Consider the following 13011-nt stretch of genomic DNA (forward strand, 5'->3'; position numbering starts at 1 on the left):
CGGTACGGTCATGGGCAGTTGACGTTGCGTGACGTTGTGCCATGGGGTGAAGGGGGAGGTGGCCGCGGTGTCGCGACTGCCGTACGTACCGGGGTTCGCCAGGCTGGGAGCCAAGGGCCGCGATGGCGGCGCCGGGTCGCCGAAGGCGGCCGGGAAGGCGCTGCGGGGGCGCGTGGCGCGTCGCGACCACGCCGCTCTGGAGATCGGGGCCGGCCGCCCGGGTGCGGTCGACGCGGTCCAGGAGTCGAACGCGGGGCGGCTGCCGGAGCTCGTGGCGATACGGGTCGGGCGAATGGCCGCCTCCCCGTTCGCCTTCCTGCGCGGCACGTCCGGGCTGATGGCGTACGACCTGTCGACCACGCCCGTCACGGGCGCCGGAGCGCAGATATGCGGGGACGCGCACGCCGCCAACTTCGGTCTGTACGGGGACGCGCAGGGCCGACTCGTCATCGACCTCAACGACTTCGATGACACGGTGCACGGCCCGTGGGAGTGGGACCTCAAGCGGCTCGCGGCCTCGCTGGTGCTCGCCGGCCGGGAGGCGGGCGCGGACGAGGACGCCTGCCGGGACGCCGCGCGGGACGCGGTCGGCGCGTACCGGCACACGATGCGGCTGCTGGCCAAGCTGCCCGTCGCCGACGCGTGGAACGCCGTCGCCGACGAGGAGTTCGTCTCGCACGCCGACGCGCGGGACCTGCTGGGCACGCTGGAACGGGTGGCCGACAAGGCGCGGCGCAACACCGGGGCGCGCTTCGCCGAGAAGTCGACGCGGCGGCTGCCGGACGGCGCGCGCCGGTTCGTGGACGCGCCGCCGGTGCTGCGGCGGGTGGCGGACGCCGAGGCGGCGTCCGTGGCCGGGGCGCTCGGCGGGTATCTGCGGTCGCTGCCGGAGGACCGGCTGCCGCTGCTGGGCCGGTACGCGGTGCACGACGTGGCGTTCCGGCTGGTGGGGACGGGGAGCGTCGGGCTGCGCTCGTACGTGGTGCTGCTCCTGGACCACCGGGGCGAGGCGATGGTGCTCCAGGTGAAGGAGGCCAGGCCGTCGGCGCTGCTGCCGCATGTGGAGAAGGCCGGGTTCGTGATACCCGAGGCCGCGCACGAGGGGCGGCGCATCGTGCGGGGGCAGCAGCGGATGCAGGCCGTCAGCGACATTCTGCTGGGGTGGACGACGGTCGAGGGGCGGCCGTACCAGGTCCGGCAGTTCCGCAATCGCAAGGGGAGCGTGGACCCGTCCGCGCTGGAACCGGGCCAGGTCGACGACTACGGACGGATGACGGGCGCGTTGCTGGCGCGGGCGCACGCGCACAGCGTGGACCCGCGGCTGATCGGCGGCTACTGCGGCAAGAGCGAGGAGCTGGACGAGGCGCTGGCCGCGTTCGCGGTGGCGTACGCGGACCGTGCGGAGGCGGACCACGCGGAGCTGGTGGAGGCGGTACGGGACGGCCGTATCGCGGCCGAGACGGGGGTGTGAGGGGAGGGGGTGCGAGGGGGCGCGCGACGGGGTTGGTTCCGGGGCGGCGTCGCCGGAACGGTGGGCCGGGCCGGGGCGGTACGGGCTGGTGCGAGCCGGTACGGGCCGGGGTTCGGGGTTGCTACGGGGCTGTGGCTGGGGACGGGGCTGTCGTCTGCGGGTGGGTACGGGCCTGGTGGGGACCGGACCGCGGGGCCCGGCGTCCGGAAAATCGGCCCGGCCCGGGAAAACCCCGCCTCGTTTGAGACGCTGTACGGGTGACGAACCCGGAAGCCGAACAGACACGGCCACGAACCGAAGACCACTCCGCAGATTCGTCCGCCGGGCCGGCGGACGGTGCGGGGGGCGGCCCGGCTCCTGGCGTCGGCGGCCCGGCCGACGGTGCCGACGGCCCGGGCGGTAGCGCCGATGGTGCCGGCGGCTCGGGTGATGGTGCAGGGGAGCGGGCGACGGACCGGCTGGAGCAGGCGGTGCGGACGGCCGAGCAGGCGCTGATCGAGTTCGAGATCGCGGTGGAGACGTTCCGGGTGGAGGTGGAGAACTTCTCCCGTCTGCACCACCAGCGGCTCGGTCCGATGTACTCCCGCCTCGATGAGCTGGACGCGCTGGTCGCCGAGGCCGTCGCGGCCCGTACGGGCGACGCGGAGGACATCCGCCGCGCGCGGGAGGCGCGGTCACTGGTGCAGCCGATGCCCGGAGTGGACGAGCTCTTCGGGGGCTGGATGGACTCCGAGGGGCTGTCGCCCGAGGCGTCCTCGATGCTCACGGAGCGGCCGGTGCAGCCGCCCAAGCGGGTGCGGCCGAGCGAGGAGGCGCGGCGCGTCTTCCGGGAGCTCGTCCGCAAGGCGCACCCGGACCTGGCGCGGGACGAGGCGGACCGGGAGCGGCGCGAGGCGTTCATCGTGCGGGTCAACGCCGCGTACGGGGACGGCGACGAGAAGGTGCTGCGCACGCTCGCCGAGGAGTGGGCGGCCGGACCGGTGGCCGAGGAGCGGCGGCCGAGCCGGAGCGAGGAGCTGTACGCGCGGCTGGAGTGGCTCGCCCAGCGCAAGGAGCTGCTGGCGGCGGTGGCGGCGGAGCTGGAGAACAGCGCGATCGGCGCGATGATCAAGATGGCGCCGGAGGACCCGGACCGGCTGCTGGAGGAGATCGCGGAGCGGCTCTCGGCGCAGGTCGCCGAGCGGGAGGCGTATCTGGCCTCGCTGGTCGGGTAGCTTCGTTCGGCCCGACACACGAACCCCGACCCCTGACACGCGATTCCCGACACGCGATTCCCGACACGCGGTCCGCGAGATGCGATCCGCGGTGCCCGATACGCGAACCGAGAGAGGCTTTCATGAACTTCGCCCAGGTCCCCGAGGTGGACGCGGCGGCCGTGCCGTCCGACGGCTTCCTGCTGGATGTCCGGGAGGACGACGAGTGGGCCGCCGGTCACGCCGAGGGCGCGCTGCACATCCCCATGAGCGACTTCGTGGGCCGCTACGGCGAGCTGACCGAGCGGGCGCCGGACGGCGGCAAGGTGTATGTGATCTGCCGCTCCGGCGGCCGGTCCGCCCAGGTCGCGCAGTACCTGCTGCAACAAGGGCTGGACGCCGTGAACGTCGCCGGTGGCATGCAGCTCTGGGAGTCCGCCGGCCGCCCGGTCGCGGACGGCACGGGCGGCCCCGGCACCGTCATCTAGCCTTCGGGCGGCTGCGACCGGCTGCGACCGGCTGCGACCGGCTGCGACCGGCCGGGGCCCGGGAGGGCCGCGGGGCGTCGTGCCGCACGGCGGCCGGTTCTCCGCCGAGCTGTCGGCCCGCGGCGGCTCCCGAGGGGCGTCGGCCCGCGGCGGCTACCCGAGGGGGTGGGCCGCGATGAGGTCGCCGAGCGCCTCCTCGTGGGCGGCGGCCGGGCCGAGCGAGAGCTCCAGCTGCTTGGCCCAGGCGTGGTAGCGGTGCAGCGCGTAGTCGGTGTCCGCGCCGAATCCGCCGTGCAGGTGCTGCGCGCTCTGCACGACGCGGCGCACGCCCTCCGCTGCCCAGATCTTGGCGACGGCGATGTCCGCGGCGGCCGGCAGCGGGCCGCCGGCCGAGGGGTTGCCGATGCGCCAGGCGGCCTGCCAGAGGGTGGCCTCCATGGCGCGCAGGTCGATGTAGCGGTCGGCGGTCTGGACGGCGACGGCCTGGAACGTGGCGATGGGGAAGCCGAACTGCTCGCGCTTGCCCGCGTAGTCGCTCGTCATGGCCAGCACGGCCTCGCCGAGCCCGAGCGCCAGCGCGCAGGTGCCGGTGGCTAGGAGGCGGCGCAGGAACTCCCAGCAGCCATCGGCTGTGATCATGTTCTGGGCCGGGACGCGTAGGGCGTCGAGGCGCAGTCGCGCGTACCGCTCGCCGCTGGTGGAGACCTGGTCGGCGAGTGTGAGGTCTTCGTGGGCGCGGGGGACGAGGGCGAGGACGGCGCGGCCCTCGCCGGTGTGAGCGGGCAGTAGCACCAGATCCGCTGCCTGGGCCCAGGGGACGGCGGTGTGCACGCCGTCGAGAACCCAGCTGTCACCCTCCTGGCGCGCCTCCACGGAGAGTTCGGCCGGGTCGTGGCCGGAACGGCCGTTGGACGCGACGGTGATGACGACCTCCCCGCGGCCGACCCGGGGCAGGAGTTCGGAGCGCGTCACGTCACTGCCGTAGGTCTCCAGGGCCAGCGCCGCGGCGCTCGTCTCCAGCAACGGCACTCGGGCGAGCACCTTGGCGGATTCGCGCAGCACAAGACAGAGCGCGATGGCGTCGAGCCCCGCCCCGCCGTGCTCGGGCGTGAGGAGAAGGCTCAGCAGGTCGGCTTCGGCGAGGCGGCGCCACAGCGGCCGGTCGAAGTCGTCGGCGACGGCGCCCGCGGTGAGCGCGGGGCTGGGCACGCTGTCGGGGGCGACGCCGGAGAAGACCGCTTGCGCCGCTTCGACGGCCGCTTGCTGCTCCTCGGTGAAGGTGAAGTCCACTGCCTGTCCTCCCGCACACCCTGACTGACCTGATGGGTCGTCAAGGTAGAACAGGTTGCAGGAATTGGGAATGGGGTTCAGCGGTCGAAGTCCAACTCCACCCTCTCCGTCGCCGGATGCGACTGGCAGGCCAGCACATACCCCGACTCGACCTCCTCCGGCTCCAGCGCGAAATTCCGGTCCATCCGCACCTCTCCCGAGACCAGGAACGCCCGGCAGGTGCCGCACACCCCGCCCTTGCACGCGTACGGAGCGTCCGCGCGGTTGCGCAACACCGCGTCCAGCAGCGACTCCCCGTCCCGCACCGGCCAGTCGCCGCTGCGGCCGTCCAGCGTCGCGGTGACCGAACTGCGCGCGGGCGACCGCGCCCCGGCGGCCCCGGCGGCCCCGGCGGCTGCGGCGGCCCGAGCGGTCGCGGCCGTGGCGTCCAGCGGCACCGCGACCGTCCCGTCGTCCACGTGGAAGATCTCCTGGTGCACCCGGTGCCGGTCGACCCCGAGCCCGCGCAGCGACCGTTCGGCCGCTTGCACCAGCCCGTACGGACCGCACAGGAACCAGCCGTCCACCTCGCCCACCGGCAGCAGCGCGGGAAGGAGCGACGACAGCCGCTCCTCGTCCAGCCGCCCGGACGCCAGACCGGCCTGCTGCTCCTCGCGGGAGAGCGCGTGCACCAGGTGGAAGCGGTCGGGGTAGCGGTCCTTGAGGTCGGCCACCTCCTCCAGGAACATCGTCGACGCGGCCGTACGGTCGCTGCGGATCAGGCAGAAGCTCGCGTCGGTGCGGCGCGCGAGCAGGGTCGCGGCGATGGACAGCACGGGCGTGATGCCGCTGCCGCCGACCAGGGCCGCGAAACGGCCCGCCCTCGGCTCCAGGACGAAGCGCCCGGCCGGTGCCATCACGTCCACCGTGTCCCCGACGGCCAGCTCCTTGAGCACGTACGTCGAGAACTCGCCCCCCTCGACCCGCCGCACCCCCACCCGCAGCGTCCGCGGCCCGTCCGGGTCGGTGACGGGCGCGCAGATCGAATACGTGCGCCGGACCTCCGCGTCGTCGACGAACAGACGCACCGCGACGTGCTGCCCCGGGGTGTAGCGGAACGTGGCGCGAAGCGCTTCGGGCACGGCGAAGGTGAGGGCGACCGCGTCATCGGTGAGGCGGTCGACCGCTGTCACGCGCAGCGGGTGGAAGGCGCCGTGGCGGGCCCCGGCCATCTACAACTCCTTGAAGTGGTCGAAGGGTTCGCGGCACGACTCGCAGCGGCGCAGCGCCTTGCAGGCCGTGGACGAGAAGCGGCTCAGCAGGGTGGTGTCCGTCGAGCCGCAGTGCGGGCACCGGATGGCCAGCCGGAGTGCGACGGGTCCGCTCGCGTCCGGCCTCGGCGGCGCTATGCCGAACTCCGCGAGCTTGCGGCGGCCCTCGGCGCTGATCGCGTCCGTGGTCCAGGGCGGGGAGAGCACCGTACGGACCTCGACCTCCGGTATGCCGTGGTCGTGCAGCACGCGCTCGATGTCCGACGACATCGTCTCTATGGCCGGGCAGCCGCTGTAGGTGGGGGTCAGCTCCACCTCGACCCGCCCGGGGCCGAGCACATGCAGATCGCGCAGCACGCCCAGCTCGGCGAGGGTGACCACGGGCAGCTCGGGGTCCGGCACCGAGCCGGCGAGCTCGCGCAGCTCGGCTTCGAGGGCGGTGGCGGTCACCATGTCGCCCCCGGGTGGCTGCGGTGCAGATGCTGCATCTCGGCGAGCATCCGGCCGAACGCCTCGGTGTGGATGCCCTGCCGTCCGGCGCCCGCGCTCCAGCCTCCCCGCCGCGGACCCGTCGGCACCGTCAGCGTCGCGCGCTCCACGACATCGGTGACGCCCGCCTGCCAGCCGTCCCGCAGCGCGTCGGCATCCACCTCCAACCCCTCCACGGGCTCGAAGAGTTCGCCGGTGAACCGCCACAGGGAGTCCAGGCCGCGCTGCATCCGCTCGCGGCTCTCGGCCGTGCCGTCGCCGAGCCGCAGCGTCCAGTGCTCGGCGTGGTCCCGGTGGTAGGCGACCTCCTTGACGGCCTTCGCCGCGATCGGCGCGAGCGGCCCCTCGCCGTCCGTCAACTGCCCGTACAGCAGTGCCTGGTAGGTGGAGAAGTACAGCTGCCGGGCGATGGTGTGCGCGAAGTCGCCGCGCTCCTGCTCGACCAACTGGGTGTTGCGGAAGGCGCGCTCCTCGCGGAGGTAGGCCAGCTCGTCCTCGTCGCCGACGAGGGAGAGCAGCAGCCGCGCCTGGCCCAGCAGGTCCAGCGCGATGTTGGCCAGCGCCACGTCCTCCTCCAGCACGGGTGCGTGCCCGGCCCACTCCCCCAGCCGGTGCGAGAGGACGAGGGCGTCGTCGCCGAGGGCGAGCGCGGCCGCCGTGGGTGGGCTGCTCACAGGTGCCGCACCCCCTCGGGGATCTCGTAGAACGTCGGGTGGCGGTAGGGCTTGTCGGCGGACGGGGCGAAGAACGGGTCCTTCTCGTCCGGCGAGGAGGCGGTGATCTCGGTGGACGGCACCACCCAGATCGAGATGCCCTCCGAGCGACGGGTGTACAGATCGCGCGCGTTGCGCAGGGCCATCTCGGCGTCCGGTGCGTGCAGGCTGCCGGCGTGGGTGTGGGACAGCCCGCGGCGGCTGCGCACGAACACCTCCCACAGCGGCCAGCTCGATTCGGATGTCGTCATGCCCGTGCCTTCCCGTGCTTGGCGGCGTACGCGCTCGCTGCCTCACGGACCCAGCCACCCTCGTCGTGGGCGCGCCGCCGCTGTGCGATGCGCTGTTCGTTGCACGGCCCGTTGCCGCGCAGCACCTCGTGGAATTCGGCCCAGTCGATGGCGCCGAAGTCATGCGCCCCGCGCTCCTCGTTCCACACGAGGTCCGGGTCGGGGAGAGTGAGCCCGAGCGCTTCGGCCTGCGGGACGCAGATGTCCACGAAGCGCTGGCGCAGCTCGTCGTTGGAGTGCCGCTTGATCTTCCAGGCCATGGACTGGGAGGAGTGCGCGGACTCGTCGTCCGGTGGGCCGAACATCATCAGGGACGGCCACCACCAGCGGTCCACGGCGTCCTGCGCCATGGCGTGCTGGGCCGGGGTGCCCCGGCTCAGGGCGAGGAGGAGCTCATACCCCTGGCGCTGGTGAAAGGACTCCTCCTTGCAGATCCGCACCATCGCGCGGGCGTACGGCCCGTACGAGCAGCGGCACAGCGGCACTTGGTTGGTGATCGCGGCGCCGTCCACGAGCCAGCCGATGGCTCCGACGTCGGCCCAGGTCAGGGTGGGGTAGTTGAAGATCGAGGAGTAGCGCTGGCGGCCGGCGTGGAGCTTGTCGAGCAGCTCGTCGCGGCTGGTGCCGAGGGTCTCCGCCGCGCTGTAGAGATAGAGGCCGTGGCCGGCCTCGTCCTGGACCTTGGCCATCAGGATCGCCTTGCGCCGCAGGGACGGCGCGCGGGTGATCCAGTTGGCCTCCGGCTGCATGCCGATGATCTCGGAGTGGGCGTGCTGCGCGATCTGCCGCACCAGCGAGGCGCGGTAGGCGTCGGGCATCCAGTCGCGCGGCTCGACGCGCTCTTCCGCGGCCACGGTGGCGTCGAATGCCGCTTCCAGGGCCGGGTCGTACGCCGCTTCGGTGTCCGGCGCCATCGTCGTCATGCGGTGCCCCCTGGCTCTCCACTGGCTGTGTCGTCGGGTCACTGGGCGGCGGGCGGAAATTCGCGCGTCCGCGCTTTCAGCCAACCGACCGATCGTTCGGTTCAATGGTGTGCCGAGCGCTCGTAAGGTGTCAAGCCTGTGGATAACTGGAGGAGCGCTGTGCTCGGCAGAGTGGCGTGGGTACGGTTCCGTGGCACGGGGAGACGCGAAAGACGCGAGAAGACACGAGAAGCGGGCCGTACGCGGGATCGGGGCGGGTGTGGAGCCGGACGACGATGAGCGATCACGCGGAATCGCCGCGCTCTCCCTGCCTTCTCGCATGGCCGTGGCCCTCGGCGTCGCGGTCGCGGCCGTTGCCGTCGCCATCCATATCGCGATGATGTTCTTGCAGGTCACACCCCCGAACACGGTCACCAAGAAGCACGGCGCGGCGATCGACGACTACGTGTACCCGGAATTCGAGCAGAACTGGAAGCTGTTCGCGCCCAACCCCCTCCAGCAGAACATCGCGGTGCAGGCACGGGCCGAGGTGCGCCGCGCGGACGGCCGCCTGGCGACCGGCGGCTGGATCGACCTCACCGCCCAGGACAGCGCGGCCATCCGGCACAACCCGCTCCCCAGCCACACGCAGCAGAACGAACTCCGCCGGGCCTGGGACTCCTACGTCGCCAACCATGATGAGGAGGATCGGCCGAACGGGTTGCGGGGACGGCTGTCCGAGCAGTACCTCCGGCGCGTGGTGATGTTCCGCTTCGGCGGCGAGCGCGACGGCGGCAAGGTGCAGCGCGTCCAGTTGCGGTCGGCGACGTCGAACGTCGCTCCGCCGCCCTGGAGCGATGAGAAGACCGACCTCAAGACCGCCTATCACGAACTGCGCTGGTGGCCGGTGACCACCGCCGACCTCCCGGAGGCGAAGAACCGGTGACCGACTCCCCCGAGAAACCGGCCCCCCAGCCGTCCGCCGCCGAGAAGCCCCCGCTCCAGACATCCGCCGCCGAGAAGCCCCCGCTCCAACCGTCCGCCGCCAAGAAGTCGGCATCCCAGCCGTCCGCCCCCGAGAAGGCGGCTGCCGCGACGCTCGCCGCCCGTCTCGACCGTGCGCTGACCAGCGGCCTCGCCCGCGCCACCAAAACCTCCATCGGCCCGTACCAGACCGCCGTCCTGCGGATCGGCTACGCCTTCACCTGGCTGTTCTTCCTGCTCCGCGAGTGGCCGAACCGCCATGAGCTGTACGGGCCGGACGGGACGTGGGACTGGGGCATGGCCCGGCAACTGGTCGAGGACAACCACTCCTTCACCGCTCTGATGTGGTCGGACGGCCACTTCTGGTTCGAGGCCGTCTACTGCCTCGCCATCGCCTCCAGCGCGCTGCTGATGCTCGGCTGGCGCACCCGCACGATGTCCGTGCTGTTCATGCTGGGCGTGCTGTCGATGCAGAACCGCAGCGTCTTCGTGGGCGACGGCGGCGACAACGTCATCCACCTGATGTCGATGTATCTGGTCCTCACCCGCTGCGGGCAGGTGTGGTCGCTGGACGCCCGGCGCGCCCGGCGCGGCGGCGAGCGGGGGCCGGCCCGGGACGCGACCGGCGTCGTGCTGTGGGCGGTCGCGGGCCTCGCCCTGCTGACGGCCCACCTCCTCGGCGGCTCTCACCTGTCCTGGACGGCGAACGGCCCGTTCCCGGGCCTCGGCTGGGCGACGGTTCTGTGGGGCCTGTGGCTCGTGCACTGCGCGTGGTGGCTGGTGCGGCGGTACGCGCCGGGGGAGCCGCGGACCGTACTGGACGCGTTCGCCCATCTCGCGCACAACAGCGCGCTGTTGGTGATCATGGTTCAGGTCTGCCTGATCTACGCGACCGCCGGCTGGTACAAGGTCCAGGGCTCCCGCTGGCAGGACGGCACCGCGCTCTTCTACCCGATGCACCTCGACTACTTCTCGCCGTGGCCCGCCCTGTCCGACGCCCTGACCAGCAGCGGAGCCATCACCATGGCGGTGACCTACGGGACGGTCATCGTGCAGGTCGCCTTCCCCTTCACGCTCTTCAACCGGCGGATCAAGAACGTGCTGCTGGCCCTGATGATCGTCGAACACCTCTCCATCGCGTTCTTCCTGGGGCTGCCCTTCTTCTCCCTCGCGATGATCACGGCGGACGCGGTCTTCCTGCCGACGAACTTCCTGCGAGCGGTGGGGCGCCGGATCGGCGGCCTCCGCGGTCGGCTGCCCGCCGTTCGCGGTGCCGGGCTGCCCGCCCAGCGCGCGGGCGACGGAGAGGCGTCGCCCCGTACGCTCGTGGGCTGAGTGGGGGCGCAGTGTCGCCCGGCGCCTCATGAGGCCGCATCCGTAGGCTGAGGGAATGATCGAAGACGAGGCGCCCGCCGCCGCGGGGCAGTGGCGGGCCAGCGCGCCCGGCGCCGTGCTGCTCGACGGCTTCCACGCGCTCAAACACGCCCTGCGGTTCGGCGCGGACGTGCCCCTGGCGCTCGCCGCCGACAAGGACTCCGTCCTGGCCCTCGCGGACGAGCTGGCCGACGACCTCACCGAGGTGATCCGCCGGTCCGTCATCGAGGTGCCCGCCGCCACCCTGCGCGAACTGGTGCCCAGGGTCCACCCCACCGGGGTGGCGGCGCTGGCGGTCCGCCGCGAGCGCCGCGCCAACCTGGACCGGCTCGCCACGCTGCCCCGGCCCTCGCCGGTCGTCGTCCTGGACAACCCCCGGAACCTGGGGAACGTCGGCGCCGTGATCCGGCTCGCCGCGGGCTTCGGTGCCACCGGTGTCGTGACCACCGGGGACCTCGACCCCTGGCACGGCAACGCCGTACGGGCGGGGGCGGGCCTCCACTACGCCACCGCCGTCGAACAGCTGCCGCTCGACGACCTGCCCCCCGGCCCCCTGTACGTACTGGACCCGGAGGGCGACGACATCCGGTCCCTCGCCATCCCCGATGACGCGCTCATCGCCTTCGGCTCCGAACGGCACGGGATCTCACCGGAGCTGCGTGATCGCGCCCAGCACCTCGTGGCGCTGCCGATGCGGCCGCAGGTCTCCAGCTACAACCTCGCCACCAGCGTGGCCATGGCGCTCTTCCACTGGGGCGGCACCTCGCCCCGGGCCCCGGAGACCGCCGCCGCGTAGCGGCCGGACCAGGGGCCCGGAGCGAGGAACGCGCCGGGCTCCGGGCGGCTCAGGCGGGCTTGCGCACCTCGACCGTACGGAACCGGGAGGCGACGAACGCCCCGTCGCACAGCGCCGCGTTGGCCGACGGGTTGCCGCCCGAGCCGTGGAAGTCGGAGAACGCCGCGGTCTGGTTGACGTACACCCCACCGGTCAGGTTGAGCGACAGCTGGGCGCACTCCTCCAGACACGCCTCCTGGATCAGGCCCTCGACGTCCGGCGAGGTGGTGTACGCGCCCACCGTCATCGTGCCCCGGTCCCGGATCGTGCGGCGCAGCAGCTCCACCGCGTCGGCCGCCGAGTCGACGGCGACGGCGAAGGACACCGGGCCGAAGTGCTCGGAGAGATAGGCGGCTTCGGCGTCGGGCTTGGCACCGTCGAGCTTGACGATGACGGGCGTACGGACCGTGGCGCCCGGGAAGTCGGGGTTGGTGACCGTCCGCGAGGCCAGCGCGACCTCGCCCAGCCCGGCCGCCGCCTCGACGCGCTCCTTGACCTGGGGGTTGACGATCGCGCCCAGCAGGGCGTTGGCCCGCGCGTCGTCGCCCAGCAGCCCGTCGACGGCGGACGCGAGGTCGGTGACCACCTCGTCGTACGTCTTGGGCCCGGCGTCCGTAGCGATGCCGCCGCGGGGGATGAGGAGGTTCTGCGGGGTGGTGCACATCTGGCCGCTGTAGAGCGACAGGGAGAAGGCCAGGTTGGCGAGCATTCCCTTGTAGTCGTCGGTGGAGTCGATGACGACGGTGTTGACGCCGGCCTTCTCGGTGAAGACCTGGGCCTGGGGAGCGTGGCTCTCCAGCCAGTCCCCGAAGGCGGTGGAGCCGGTGTAGTCGATGATGCGGATCTCGGGCCGCTGGGCCAGGGGCTTGGCGATGCCCTCGCCGTCCCGCTCGGCGGCCAGGGCGACCAGGTTGGGGTCGAAGCCCGCCTCGGCGAGCACCTCGCGCGCGATGCGGACGGTGAGCGCGAGCGGCAGCACCGCGCGCGGGTGCGCCTTGACGAGCACCGGGTTGCCGGTGGCGAGCGAGGCGAAGAGACCCGGGTAGCCGTTCCAGGTGGGGAAGGTGTTGCAGCCGACCAGCAGGGAGATGCCGCGCGGCACGGCCGTGAACTCCTTGCGCAGGTTGAGCGGCTCGCGCTTGCCCTGCGGCTTGGACCAGTCGGCCGTGTGCGGTGTGCGGGTCTGCTCCTCGTACGCGTAGGTCACGGCCTCCAGGCCGCGGTCCTGGGCATGCGGCCCGCCCGCCTGGAAGGCCATCATGAACGCCTGGCCGCTGGTGTGCATGACCGCGTGCGCGAACTCGTGCGTACGGGCGCTGATGCGCGCGAGGATCTCCAGGCAGACCGCGGCGCGCAGCTCGGGCCCGGCGTCCCGCCAGGCGGCCATGCCGGCGCGCATGGCGGGCAGCAGCGCGTCCAGGTCGGCGTGCGGGTACTCGATGCCCAACTCCAGCACGTACGGCGAGACCTCGGCGCCGGCCCACCCGTCGGTGCCCGGCTGGTCCAGCTCGAAGCGCGCGCCCCGCAGGGCGTCGAAGGCCGCCTGCCCGTCGGCCGCGCTCAGGCTGCCGCCCTCGCCGTAAGCCTTCGGGTGCTCGGGGTGGGGCGACCAGTAGGCGCGGCTGCGGATCGCGTCCAGAGCCTGGTCGAGGGTGGGTCGGTGCTTCTCGATCAACTGCGCGGAGGTGAGCTCGGCGGTCACGACTGACCAACTCCTCGTCGAGCCGGTGGT

General features: G+C 72.7%; 13 protein-coding genes. 6 read left to right on the top strand and 7 right to left on the bottom strand.

Translation table 11 applies throughout. The features are described from left to right. Window positions 1-67: 67 nt before the first annotated feature. The 3 genes from AC07AB_RS02675 (at window position 68) to AC07AB_RS02685 (ending at window position 3152) form a co-directional block, all read left to right on the top strand. Window positions 68-1471: a DUF2252 domain-containing protein gene (locus tag AC07AB_RS02675; RefSeq protein ID WP_478558830.1), complete on the top strand. Its 1404-nt coding sequence runs from the start codon at window positions 68-70 to the stop codon at window positions 1469-1471. A 257-nt stretch (window positions 1472-1728) separates the two neighbouring features. Next, window positions 1729-2685, top strand: coding sequence for a hypothetical protein (locus AC07AB_RS02680; RefSeq protein ID WP_478558833.1), 957 nt, complete (start codon window positions 1729-1731; stop codon window positions 2683-2685). Window positions 2686-2807: 122 nt separating this feature from the next. Next, the gene (locus tag AC07AB_RS02685; protein WP_478558836.1) at window positions 2808-3152 is read left to right on the top strand and encodes a rhodanese-like domain-containing protein; all 345 of its coding nucleotides are present in this window, start codon (window positions 2808-2810) and stop codon (window positions 3150-3152) included. Between the two features lie 153 nt (window positions 3153-3305). Here the strand turns inward: AC07AB_RS02685 and AC07AB_RS02690 are convergent, their stop codons facing one another. The 6 genes from AC07AB_RS02690 to paaA all read right to left on the bottom strand — a co-directional run bounded on the left by AC07AB_RS02690 (window position 3306) and on the right by paaA (window position 8107). Next, entirely contained in the window at window positions 3306-4442 is a 1137-nt protein-coding gene (locus AC07AB_RS02690) for an acyl-CoA dehydrogenase family protein (protein ID WP_478558839.1), read from the bottom strand. A 77-nt stretch (window positions 4443-4519) separates the two neighbouring features. Next, window positions 4520-5653, bottom strand: coding sequence for a 2Fe-2S iron-sulfur cluster-binding protein (locus tag AC07AB_RS02695; protein WP_478558842.1), 1134 nt, complete (start codon window positions 5651-5653; stop codon window positions 4520-4522). After that, window positions 5654-6145, bottom strand: a complete 492-nt coding sequence (gene paaD, locus AC07AB_RS02700; protein ID WP_478558845.1) for a 1,2-phenylacetyl-CoA epoxidase subunit PaaD — start codon at window positions 6143-6145, stop codon at window positions 5654-5656. Beyond that, on the bottom strand, window positions 6139-6855 hold the full coding sequence (gene paaC, locus AC07AB_RS02705) for a 1,2-phenylacetyl-CoA epoxidase subunit PaaC (protein WP_478558848.1): 717 nt from the start codon (window positions 6853-6855) through the stop codon (window positions 6139-6141). Before paaC ends, paaD begins: the two co-directional genes overlap by 7 nt. Further along, window positions 6852-7145 carry a 1,2-phenylacetyl-CoA epoxidase subunit PaaB gene (gene paaB, locus AC07AB_RS02710; RefSeq protein WP_478558851.1) on the bottom strand — a complete coding sequence of 98 codons (294 nt, stop codon included), beginning with the start codon at window positions 7143-7145 and terminating at the stop codon, window positions 6852-6854. Before paaB ends, paaC begins: the two co-directional genes overlap by 4 nt. Beyond that, window positions 7142-8107 carry a 1,2-phenylacetyl-CoA epoxidase subunit PaaA gene (paaA, locus tag AC07AB_RS02715; protein WP_478558854.1) on the bottom strand — a complete coding sequence of 322 codons (966 nt, stop codon included), beginning with the start codon at window positions 8105-8107 and terminating at the stop codon, window positions 7142-7144. The genes paaB and paaA overlap by 4 nt, the downstream gene beginning before the upstream one ends. Window positions 8108-8426: 319 nt before the next feature. Between paaA and AC07AB_RS02720 the strand changes: the two genes are divergently transcribed. Genes AC07AB_RS02720 through AC07AB_RS02730 form a run of 3 tightly spaced genes read left to right on the top strand, consistent with a single transcriptional unit; the run spans window position 8427 to window position 11240 of the window. Then, complete coding sequence (locus tag AC07AB_RS02720) at window positions 8427-9032, top strand: DUF5819 family protein (protein ID WP_478558857.1); 606 nt, start codon at window positions 8427-8429, stop codon at window positions 9030-9032. After that, on the top strand, window positions 9029-10405 hold the full coding sequence (locus tag AC07AB_RS02725; RefSeq protein ID WP_478558860.1) for an HTTM domain-containing protein: 1377 nt from the start codon (window positions 9029-9031) through the stop codon (window positions 10403-10405). Before AC07AB_RS02720 ends, AC07AB_RS02725 begins: the two co-directional genes overlap by 4 nt. Window positions 10406-10460: 55 nt before the next feature. Then, a complete protein-coding gene (locus AC07AB_RS02730; RefSeq protein WP_478558862.1) occupies window positions 10461-11240 on the top strand; it encodes a TrmH family RNA methyltransferase in 780 nt (259 codons plus the stop codon). Window positions 11241-11289: 49 nt separating this feature from the next. On the opposite strand, the gene paaN is transcribed toward AC07AB_RS02730, so the two are convergent. Next, entirely contained in the window at window positions 11290-12981 is a 1692-nt protein-coding gene (gene paaN / locus AC07AB_RS02735; protein WP_478558865.1) for a phenylacetic acid degradation protein PaaN, read from the bottom strand. Window positions 12982-13011 lie beyond the last annotated feature (30 nt).

It is taken from the genome of Streptomyces sp. NPDC044033 (assembly GCF_056434425.1).

Excerpts from the sequence above, each read along its gene's own strand:
- AC07AB_RS02685 (WP_478558836.1), top strand. The coding sequence starts at position 2,808 with ATGAACTTCGCCCAGGTCCCCGAGGTGGACGCGGCGGCCGTGCCGTCC.
- AC07AB_RS02695 (WP_478558842.1), bottom strand. The coding sequence starts at position 5,653 with ATGGCCGGGGCCCGCCACGGCGCCTTCCACCCGCTGCGCGTGACAGCG.
- paaD (WP_478558845.1), bottom strand. The coding sequence starts at position 6,145 with ATGGTGACCGCCACCGCCCTCGAAGCCGAGCTGCGCGAGCTCGCCGGC.
- paaB (WP_478558851.1), bottom strand. The coding sequence starts at position 7,145 with ATGACGACATCCGAATCGAGCTGGCCGCTGTGGGAGGTGTTCGTGCGC.
- paaA (WP_478558854.1), bottom strand. The coding sequence starts at position 8,107 with ATGACGACGATGGCGCCGGACACCGAAGCGGCGTACGACCCGGCCCTG.
- AC07AB_RS02720 (WP_478558857.1), top strand. The coding sequence starts at position 8,427 with ATGGCCGTGGCCCTCGGCGTCGCGGTCGCGGCCGTTGCCGTCGCCATC.
- AC07AB_RS02730 (WP_478558862.1), top strand. The coding sequence starts at position 10,461 with ATGATCGAAGACGAGGCGCCCGCCGCCGCGGGGCAGTGGCGGGCCAGC.